This window comes from uncultured Dietzia sp. (assembly GCF_937873725.1).
In the GTDB taxonomy this organism is placed as follows: domain Bacteria; phylum Actinomycetota; class Actinomycetes; order Mycobacteriales; family Mycobacteriaceae; genus Dietzia.
Genome location: NZ_CALMYY010000013.1, coordinates 1 through 9,693, shown reverse-complemented (window position 1 = coordinate 9,693; position 9,693 = coordinate 1). Strand labels below are relative to the sequence as shown.

Below are 9,693 nucleotides of genomic sequence, written 5' to 3'. Positions count from 1 at the left end.
ACCGTCCGGTGGTCGTAGGTGAACATCTGGGTGGCGATCTCGCGCGCCGCGTCGGTGGCCGCCCGGGGCGCGGCCGCGATCTGTTCCTCGATCGCCGTCGCCTCGCGGGCCTCGACGTACTGCCACGTGGCCAGGCCGGTGACGACGACGAGGACCGCCGACACCAGCGCCAGGGCGGTGATCAGGGTGCGCCGACGAGCCGGGTCGATCGGTTCGCGGGACGCCGGCGCCGGCGAGGGCGAGGGCGTCGCGGAGGCCGGCCGGGCGGTCGCCCCGCCGGCGGTGTCCTCATCCGCTCGTGCGTCGGCGGTCTCGGTGCGGGGCATGGCCTCCATGCCCTTGAACAGCCCACCGGCCCGTGCGGCCTCGAGGGCACGCTCGCGGGCGGCGTCGGCCTTGCGCTGGGCGCGGGCCGCGCGTTCGGCCTCGCGCCGGGCGCGACGGGTGGCGCGGATGTCGGAGTCGGGAGTGGTCATGGGATGAAGTTCACCCCCGTGACCTTCATCTCGCCGTCGTCGTGTCGGTTCACGGTCACGCGCACACGGTACTGGCGGTCCTGGTCCTCATCGGACTTCGGGTTGCCGATGGTCTGGTCGATCGCCATGATCACCTCGGCCCGGTCGGGGTAGGAGTGCTCGACGGCCGCGGCGGACACCACACCGTCGGCGACGACATTGGTGGTCTTGACGACGTCCTCGTACGAATCGCGGCGAGGCGCGAACTGCTCCGAGAAATCACCGTCGATCAGGCCGACGATCTCGTCGACATCCTCCGACAGCGTCTCCTGCCTGATGGTCATGAGCTTGGTCATCACGGTCGTCGCGAAGTCACGGTACGAGGCGTCCAGTTCGGTTGCGGAGGCCCGGTCGGCGCGCACGGAGGCCGCCGCGTTCCGCTCACCCAGCCACAGCGACGTCGCGACGACGGCGGCCACGAGGCATACCGCCGCGACCACCGCGGTCACGGTGAGCCACAGGCGCCCACGGTCGGCGGGATTGTCGTCCGGCTGTGGCACTAGGTCACTCCGTTCGTGAGGATGTCGGCCAGGTCGGCGTCCGCCGAGAGTCGTCCGGCATCACCGAGATTGAGCTGACGATACGTCTTGCCGTCGGCCCCCAGGTATTCGCCAGTCGACGGGTCGTACATCGCGGCCGACGTGCGGATCTCCTGTTCACCGGTGTCCGACGACGGCACAACGTTCCACCCGTTCGGGTTGTTCCCGGGCGGACCGACCTCGCTCGTGTCCGGGGGGTTGATCCCCTCGGGCTGATAGTCGTTCGCCGCACACTCGGCGGGCGACGCCGCCCGCCTGCCGGGGTACGCCATGCACGGCAGGTTGCGGGCGCCACGCACGACCTGCTGCGAGTCCTGGGGCACCTTGCAGTAGATGCCGTTCATCAGCGGCGGCACCGAGAGATCCGCCGGCGAGCGGCGTTGATCGGCCGGGAGGAAGCCGGTGGTGCACGGCGGGGTCTCGTTGATCTGGAGGTTGAAGTCCACCTTGATCTCACCGGTGTCCTTGGCGCCGTTGATGGCGGTGATGAGCGAGGACACCAGGGCGGGGTAGATGACGAGGAGTTGCTCGATGGAGCGGTTGTAGACGACGCCCACCTCGCCGACGCTCACCAGATTGGCGACCAGCACCGGCATGGTCGGCTGCAGATCGTTGAGGACCTTGGTCGCCCGCGCCAGAGAGTCCGGGCCGCGTTGGATGATCGAGGTCAGCTGGGGCTCGTTGGTCCGGAGCTGATCGGTCAGGTCCGCGAGGTTCCGGGTCCAGGCCCGGATCGAGTCCGACGAGCGGAGCTGGGAGTCCAGGACCGGCTCGGCGTCGGCGATGAGCTGACGGGTGACGTCCGTGTTGGAGCGGGCCTCCTCTAGCAACAGTTGGGCGGAGTCGAGGAAGCGCTGGAGGTCGCGCTCCGAGCCGTTGAACGCGTCGAACGACTCCGAGATCACGCGTCGCATCTTGGCGTCGTCGATCGACGCCATGAGCACGGTGGCCTGGTCCAGGACCGGTCCGATCCCCTGGGGCATGTCGACCCGGTTTGGCCCGAGCACGGACCCGTCCGCCAGCTCGCCGCTCGGTTCGCCCTCCGGGACGAACTCCACGTATTGCTCACCGACCGCCGAGACGCTGCGGATCTGGGCCCGGACGTTCTCCGGGACATCGGCCCGCGCGTCGAAGTGCAGGTTCGCCACGACGTACCCGGGTGTGAGGGTGACGGAGTCGACACGACCGATGACGTTGCCGAGGTACGAGACGTTGGCGTTCTGGTAGAGGCCGCCGGTGTCGGGCATCTCCAGGGCGACGTCCGTGCGCTGCCATCCGAAGGCCGTGGGCAGCTTGAGGTAGGACACGGACATGACCGCGAGGGCCAGAACGGTGACCACGGCGAAGATCGTCAACTGGATCTTGACGAGACGGGTCATCGCGGTGCCTCCTCGGTCGGGGTGGCGGACGGCTCCGCGGGCGCGGGATCCTCGCCGGTCTGCTCCTGCGCCGGCGCGGTGGCGGCCCCCGCGGCCGCGGGCACGCCGTCGGGTGCGGGCGCGCCGTCGGGTGCGGGCTCCGGCCGGGGCACGTCGAGGGAGTACGGGTCGGCCCCGGCGAGCGGGTTCGGTGCGAGTCCGATGTAGCCCTCGACGCCCGCCATCCGGTTACCGAACTCGGTGCCCAGGAGCATGGTCTCCGCCAGTCGCGGCATGGTGGCGTCCGCGTGGATGTAGAGGTTGGCGTAGTCGCCGCGGAGGAAGTTGTCGATACCGGCCTGCGGGAACGGGAACGTGATGAGCACGCTCAGCGCACGGGTCAGATCGCGTCCGGCGTTGGCCAGGCTCTCCAGGACGGGGGTGACGTCGCGGAGGTTGTCCACGAGGTTCTGCCCGCCGCCCGCATCGATGACCTGGTTGGCCTTGTTGCCGAAGTCCCCGAGCGAGACCAGGGCCGTGGTCAGCTGCTGCTTCTGATCGTTGATCAACGTCAGCGCCTCCGGCATTTGGGCCAGGGCCCGGGCGAGGGTGTCGTTCTGCTCGTTGATCTGGCGGGACAGGCGATCGAGCCCCTCCATCGCGGCGATGATGTCGGCACGCTGGTCGTCGAGTCCGCTGACGGTGGTGTCCAGCTGCGTGAGGACCTCGTTGGCGTCGATCTCGCGGCCGTCCAGGGCGGTGTTGAGCTCGGTGGCGATGGTCTCGAACTGGGCCAGGCCGCCGTCGGTGAGGACGACCGACAACGCCGACAGCGTCTGCTCGGTGGTCGGGTAGACGCCGGCGCGGGCCAGCGGGATGACGTCACCGTCCGCCAGTGTGCCCTGCGGGTCGCCCTCCGGCGGCGGGAAGAGCTCGAGGTGCTGGGAGCCCAGGAGGCTGGTCTGCCCGATCTTGGCGTGGGCGTTGGCCGGGAGCCTGACCTCCTCGTTGAGGCTGATCGTGACGATCGCGGTGTAGTCCTCCACCCGCATGGCGGTGATGGAACCGACGTTGACATCGTTGACCCGCACCGGGGAGTTGCGGGTGATGGTCGTGACGTTGGGCATCTCGATCGTCACCTCGTAGGCACCCTCACCCTTGCCCTGGGCCCCGGGGAGCGGAAGGGAGTTGAGACCCTGCCACGAACACCCGGCCCCCGAGAGCAGGACCACCGTGCCGAGCGCGCCGACCGCCCGCAGGCGGAACCCGGATCCGTTGCCGAGCATCAGGCACCTCCCGTCACGAGCAGGGTGTCGGTGAGGTTGTCCCCACGGTTGACGACGTTGACCAGCGGGTCCGGGCGGTCCGACACCGGCTGCACACCGGGCGGGGTCTGGGTCCCGGGCTTCTGCCGCTCCCAGATCTGGTGGGGCTCGGCGGTCGGGGTGATCGGCGGGGTGACCGCGCCGTACGGGTAGTTGGAGGTCAACGAGTTGAACAGCGGACCCATGTACTCGGCGCACAATTGCGCATCGGACTCGGCGGTGTTGTTGGCCAGGCCGGCGATGGCGCCGCAGATGAAGTTGGTCGGGTTGGCCATCTGGTTCATGGCCAGGACACCGGTGAGCACACCCTGGTACGGCCGGTAGATGTTGTAGAAGTTCGACATCGCCGTCGGCCCCACGTGCAGCACGCCCTCCAGTTCCGCCCGGCGGTCGCGGACGACCTCGGTCGCCCGGCCCAGCTTGTCGACACCGGTGGTGACACGGTCGCCGTGGTTCTCCAGGAACCGGTTGATGTCCATCACCGCCAGATCGAGATCGCGCAGGGCCGCATCGATGTCCGCGGTCTGGTCGCCCAGCACCTGGGAGACGCTGGCGAGCCTGCCGCCGAAGGAGACGATCTGCTCCTCGCTCTGGGACAGGGCCGTGACGAAGAGCTGCAGGTTCTTGAGGGTGGTGAAGAGGTTCTCCCGGCCGTCGGACAGCAGCGACATGGTCTGCGACACCTCGCTGAGAGCATCGCGGATCTCGCCACCGTTGCCCTCGAGCATCGAATCCGCCGACTCCACGAAGTCCCCGAGCGGACCGGTCTCCTCGTCACCGGTCGGCCCGAGGGCCGAGGAGAGCTTCATGAGCTGCTCCTTGACCCCGTCCCACTCGACCGGGACGGCCGTCCGCTCGACGGGGATCGTCCCGCCGTCGGGCATCTCCTCCCCACCGGTGAAGGCGGGGGTCAGCTGGATGAAGCGCTCGGCCACGAGGGACTGCGCGACCAACAGTGCGTTGGCGTCAGCCGGGATGGCGACGTCCCGGTCGACCTCCATGGTCACCCTGGACTTGCCGTCCTCGGTGGCGATCTCGGAGATGCTGCCGACTCGCACACCCAGGACCCGCACGGTGTCGTCCTCGTAGACACCCCTGGTGGACGGGAAATAGGCGGTGATCGTCTTGGTGCGGGCGGTGAAGAACCACACCGCGCCCACGACCAGGGCGATCACGGCGAGCAGCGCCACGATCTTGGCCAGCGGGGAAGACAGGATTCGACTCATCGCGGCACCCTCTTCTCGCCCCAGCCGGGGTGCTCGTCCATGAGGGTCAGGCCCGGGACGCCCGGCATGGTCGGCTCGCGTACGAGACCGGGTTCGGGTTGGACGCGGTCGTCGATCAGTGGCAACAGGTCCCTCACGATCGTCTGCTGGTAGTGGCCGAGGGACAGGTTGGATATGTAGGCGTTGAACCACGGTCCGGAGGCGACGGCCTCACTCAACGCCGTGGAGAACGGGACGATCCGACGCAGGCCCAGGTCGATGTCGTCCTTGTTGCGGATCAGTAGATCGGAAACCTGCTCGAGCTTGTCCAGGGCGGGCCCGAGTTGGGCCTCGTTGTCCTGGACCAGCCCCGACAGCTGACGCGCGAGTTCGTCGATGTTCATGATGAGCTCGCTGAGAGCACGACGCCGCAGGTCGAGTTGTGTGAACAGGGTGTTGCCGTCGACCATGAGCTGGTTGATCTGGTCGCTGCGCCTGCCCAGCACATCGGTGGTACCGGCCGCCTTCTCGAGCAGTTGTCGGACCCCCTCGTCGCGTTCGTTGAGGGAGCGGGACAGACGGGTGATCCCGTCGATCGCACCCCGGACCTCGGGAGACGACCCCTCCATGGTCTCGGCGAGAACGGTCAGGGCCTCGTCCACCTTGTCGGTGTCCATGGCCTCGACGGTGTCGCTGAGGTCGCCGAGCGCCGACGTGAGCGAGTACGGGACGGAGGTCCGCTCGATCGGGATCGTGTTGTCCTCGAGATCTCCCCGGCCGTCCGAGAAGACGCCGAGCGCGCGGCGGCCGAGAATCGAGTCCGTCTTGATCTGCGCGGAGGTGTCGGCACCGAGTTCGACACCCCGGTTGATGGCGAAGCGCACCCTCACCCGGTCACCGTCCAGCTCGATCTTGCGGACCGTCCCGACATTCATCCCGGCGACCTGGACGTGGTCCCCGGTGTCGAGACCCGCGGCGTCGGCGACGTAGACGGTCGCGTCGCGCATGCCGTTGACGTAGGGGATGCGGTCGTAGTTGAGGGAGATCCCCATCAACGCCACGGCGCCCACTGCTCCCCACACGCCGAGCTTCTTGGGATCGCGGTCTCGGAACCGGAGTTGACCGCGGGGCGCCTTGGGGGGCGCCTGGCTTGAATCGTCACTCATCGGGGAAGGCACACCGTCCCGTCGTCTGCTCGTACTGCGGCATGTAGAGCCCCTGCCCGGTGGCGGGGTCGGTGATCTGCACGATGTTGCCGCACAGGTAGAACTGGAAGAAGCTGCCGTAGACGCCCAGCCGACCCATCTTCTCGAAGTCACTCGGCAGTCGGTTGATCACGTCCTCCACGAAGGGCTCGTCCTCGTTGATCAGCGTCGCCACCCTGTCGAGCTGCGCGACGTCCTCGCGCAGGGCCGGGCGGACGTCGGACAGGAGTGTGGTCATGTTGGCGCTGGCGTCGTTGAGGCGTTCGACGGACTCGCCTATCGGCTCGGCATTCGCGGACAGACCGGAGACGAGCTGCTGGAGGTCGTCGACGATCGAGTCCACATTGTCCTGGTTGTCCGCCACCGTGGTGAGCACCCCGTTGAGGTTGGTGATCACGTCGCCGATGAGTTGATCGCGGTCCGCCAGCGTCTGCGTCAGGGATGACGTGGCGGCGAGCAGATCCTGGACGGTTCCCGCCTCCCCCTGGAACACCTTGACGATGGACTCGGACAGTTGGTTGACCTGGCCGGGATCGAGCGCCTTGAACAGCGGTCGGAACCCGCCGAGGAGCGCGTCCAGATCCAGGGCCGGCGACGTCTGGGACAGCGGTAGCGTCCCGCCGACCTCGAGCGGGGACTGGTCACCCTCCCCGCGCTTGAGTTCCAGGTACCGGTCCCCGGTGAGGTTCTCGTAGCGCACCATCGCCTCGGTGCTGGTGTGGACCACCTGGTCCCCGGCCACCGAGAACTCCACGGCGGCGGTGTTCCCCTCCGCCAGTTCGATGCTGCCGACCGTGCCCACCTCGACGCCGGCGATCCGCACCTTGTCCCCCGGCTCGAGACCGGAGACGTCGGTGAAGGCGGCGTTGTAGTCCTCGGTGTCACCCGACCGGTACTCGCTGAAGACCACCACCAGACCGATGAGGACCAGCGCCATCACCGTGGTGAACAGCGTCAGCTTCACCACGGTGGCGCGGAGGTCGCGCGCTGCCGCGCGCCCCGCGCTCACGGGGTGCCCCCGTCCATGCCGAGCATGACCTGCAACAGGGTCGGCGGGGCGGGTACCCCGGGGACGGTCGGACGGAGCGGACCGAAGAGCGGCGCGGGGCGAGAGGTGAACACGTCGGGCATACCCTCCACGGGGTTGGAGCCGGTGTCGGTGACGACGAACGGGGCGTGGACGTCCGGGTCCGGGAACGGCAGTCCGTAGCAGTTGGGCCCGGTGCTGGCGTTGACCTTCGGGAGGTCCTTGGGGTACTCGTACGCGCGCGCACCCTGCTGGAAACCGGCCTTGAACACGAGACCCGGCTGGTCCTTGCCACCGAAGGCGGACATCGCGCCCTCGACACCCTGGTTGAGCCCGACGATCAGACAGGTCAGCATGGGCGAGTACTCGGCGAGGAGGCTGGTTGACGCCCGCAGGTCCGACAGTGTCTTGACGAGCTCGTTGCCGTTCTCCGACAGCAGCCGCTTGCCGGTCTCCCCGGTTCCGATGCTGGAGGCCAGCAGCTGCTCGAACCGGGCCTGGTTGTTGACCACGTTGGCGCCGACGTCCGTGCCGGAGTCGAGCAACCGCATCAGGTCAGGCGTGACGTCGGCGTAGAGGTTGGCCACGCGGGACCCCTTGGCCAGGTCGCGCTGGAGGGTCTCGATCTGCGGGTTGATCTCCTGCAGGTAGTCGTTCAGATCGGTGATCGTGCTCCCCACCTGCTCGCCCCGGCCGTCGACAGCGCCCGAGATGGCGCCCAGCGTGGCGTTGAGCTTCTCCGGCTCGATCGCCTCCAGCAGGACGGTGAGGTCCTCGAAGAGGGTGTTCACCTCGGTGGTGACGTTGGACGTCTCGACGACGGCCCCGGCCTCGAGGGCCGTCGGGGCAGGGCGCGCCGGGGGTTCGAAGTCGACCGACTTGGCTCCGAAGACCGTATTGGACCCGATCGTCACGACCGAGTTGGACGGGATCGCCTCGAGAGCGGCGGGATCCACCTCGATGTCGAGGGTCGCACCGTCGAACTCCTGGCGGATGTCGGTGACATTGCCGATCTCGACGCCACGCGAACGCACCTTCGCGTCGGCCTCCATGACCAGACCCGCGCGATCGCTGCGCACGGTCAGCGGCACCCGGTCGTCGAAGGCGCGCACGAACATCAGGAGCGAGAGCGCGACCACGACGACGATGAACAGCGCCAGGCTCGCGGCCGCGACGCGCTTGGGCACCGCGTCGCTCTGACTCACCGTCCTCGCCATCTGTGTCTCCTATCCCGACAGGTTGAAGTTGCCGTCTCCGCCGTAGATCGCGAGGGAGACGAGAAGGGTTACGGTCACCACGGCGATGAGCGAGGTGCGGACGGCGTTTCCGACGGCGGTGCCGACTCCGGCGGGACCGCCGGCCGCGTTGTAGCCGTAGTAGGTGTGGATGAGCATGATCGTGATGGCCATCGCGATGGCCTGCACGAAGGACCACAGGATGTCCGTGGGGATGAGGAACGTCGAGAAGTAGTGGTCGTAGACGCCCCCGGACTGTCCGTAGATCTCCACGGTCGCGAACCGGCTCGCCAGGAACGAGGCGATGACGGCGAGGGAGTACAACGGCACCACGGCGATCATCCCGGCGACGATCCGCGTGGAGACGAGGTAGGTGACCGAGTCGATCGCCATCACCTCGAGTGCGTCGATCTCCTCCGACACGCGCATCGCGCCCAACTGGGCGGTCGCACCGGCCCCGATGGTGGCCGCCAACCCGATGCCGGCGATCACCGGGGCGGCGATTCGCACGTTGATGAACGCCGCGAAGAAACCGGTGAGCGCCTCGACCCCGACATCCGTGAGCGACGAGAACCCCTGGACGGCGATCACGCCGCCGGTGGCCAGGGTGAGGAACCCGACGATCACCACGGTGCCGCCGATCATCGCCAGCGCGCCCGTACCCATGGCGATCTCGGCGATGAGCCGCAGCGTCTCCTTGCGGTAATGCGTGAGCGCCCGCGGCGTGGCCAGCAGCGCTCGCCAGAAGAACAAAGCGATGCCGCCGAAATCGTCGATCCTGCCGACGGTGTGGTGCCGGGCCCGCGCGAGGCGCGGGAACCGGGTGGTCTCGATGACGGTCACCTCACGCCCCCAGGACCTTGACGCCCACGGCAGTCACCACGGTGTTGACGACGAACAGCGCCATGAACGCGAAGACGACGGTCTCGTTGACCGCGTTGCCGACCTCCTTCGGACCACCGCGGACATAGAGCCCCTTGTAGCAGGCGACCAGCCCGGCGAGCATCCCGAACAACCCGGCCTTGACCTGCGCGAGTATCAACTCGCCGAGACCGGTGAGCAGCGTGATGCCGTTGACGAAGGCCCCCGGGTTGACTCCCTGGAGCAACACTGAGAAGAGGAACCCGCCGAGGATGCCGATGGTGCACACCAGCCCGTTGAGCAGGAGGGCGACGAAGGTCGACGCCGCGACCCGGGGCACCACCAGGCGCTTGACCGGATCGATGCCGAGCACCTCCATCGCGTCGATCTCCTCGCGGATGGTGCGCGCTCCGAGGTCTGCAC

Annotated in this window: 9 protein-coding genes and 1 pseudogene; all 10 read right to left on the bottom strand. The window is 68.2% G+C overall.

Features of this window, described 5'->3' with window-relative positions:
* Positions 1-476: pseudogene (locus tag Q0444_RS00930) on the bottom strand (hypothetical protein); the annotation flags it as partial.
* Positions 473-1,015 carry a hypothetical protein gene (locus tag Q0444_RS00925; protein WP_291085072.1) on the bottom strand — a complete coding sequence of 181 codons (543 nt, stop codon included), beginning with the start codon at positions 1,013-1,015 and terminating at the stop codon, positions 473-475. The gene Q0444_RS00925 and the pseudogene Q0444_RS00930, both read right to left, overlap by 4 nt.
* Positions 1,015-2,433, bottom strand: coding sequence for an MCE family protein (locus Q0444_RS00920; protein ID WP_291085070.1), 1,419 nt, complete (start codon positions 2,431-2,433; stop codon positions 1,015-1,017). Before Q0444_RS00920 ends, Q0444_RS00925 begins: the two co-directional genes overlap by 1 nt.
* Complete coding sequence (locus Q0444_RS00915; protein WP_291085068.1) at positions 2,430-3,698, bottom strand: MCE family protein; 1,269 nt, start codon at positions 3,696-3,698, stop codon at positions 2,430-2,432. Before Q0444_RS00915 ends, Q0444_RS00920 begins: the two co-directional genes overlap by 4 nt.
* Positions 3,698-4,963 carry an MCE family protein gene (locus Q0444_RS00910; protein WP_291085066.1) on the bottom strand — a complete coding sequence of 422 codons (1,266 nt, stop codon included), beginning with the start codon at positions 4,961-4,963 and terminating at the stop codon, positions 3,698-3,700. Before Q0444_RS00910 ends, Q0444_RS00915 begins: the two co-directional genes overlap by 1 nt.
* Positions 4,960-6,108 carry an MCE family protein gene (locus Q0444_RS00905; protein WP_291085064.1) on the bottom strand — a complete coding sequence of 383 codons (1,149 nt, stop codon included), beginning with the start codon at positions 6,106-6,108 and terminating at the stop codon, positions 4,960-4,962. The genes Q0444_RS00910 and Q0444_RS00905 overlap by 4 nt, the downstream gene beginning before the upstream one ends.
* On the bottom strand, positions 6,101-7,156 hold the full coding sequence (locus Q0444_RS00900) for an MCE family protein (RefSeq protein WP_291085062.1): 1,056 nt from the start codon (positions 7,154-7,156) through the stop codon (positions 6,101-6,103). Before Q0444_RS00900 ends, Q0444_RS00905 begins: the two co-directional genes overlap by 8 nt.
* Entirely contained in the window at positions 7,153-8,391 is a 1,239-nt protein-coding gene (locus Q0444_RS00895) for an MCE family protein (protein WP_291085060.1), read from the bottom strand. Before Q0444_RS00895 ends, Q0444_RS00900 begins: the two co-directional genes overlap by 4 nt.
* A 9-nt stretch (positions 8,392-8,400) precedes the next feature.
* On the bottom strand, positions 8,401-9,186 hold the full coding sequence (locus Q0444_RS00890) for an ABC transporter permease (RefSeq protein WP_241504350.1): 786 nt from the start codon (positions 9,184-9,186) through the stop codon (positions 8,401-8,403).
* A gap of 67 nt (positions 9,187-9,253) precedes the next feature.
* Positions 9,254-9,693: ABC transporter permease (locus tag Q0444_RS00885; RefSeq protein ID WP_299020654.1), on the bottom strand; the 440-nt coding region annotated here is incomplete at its 5' end.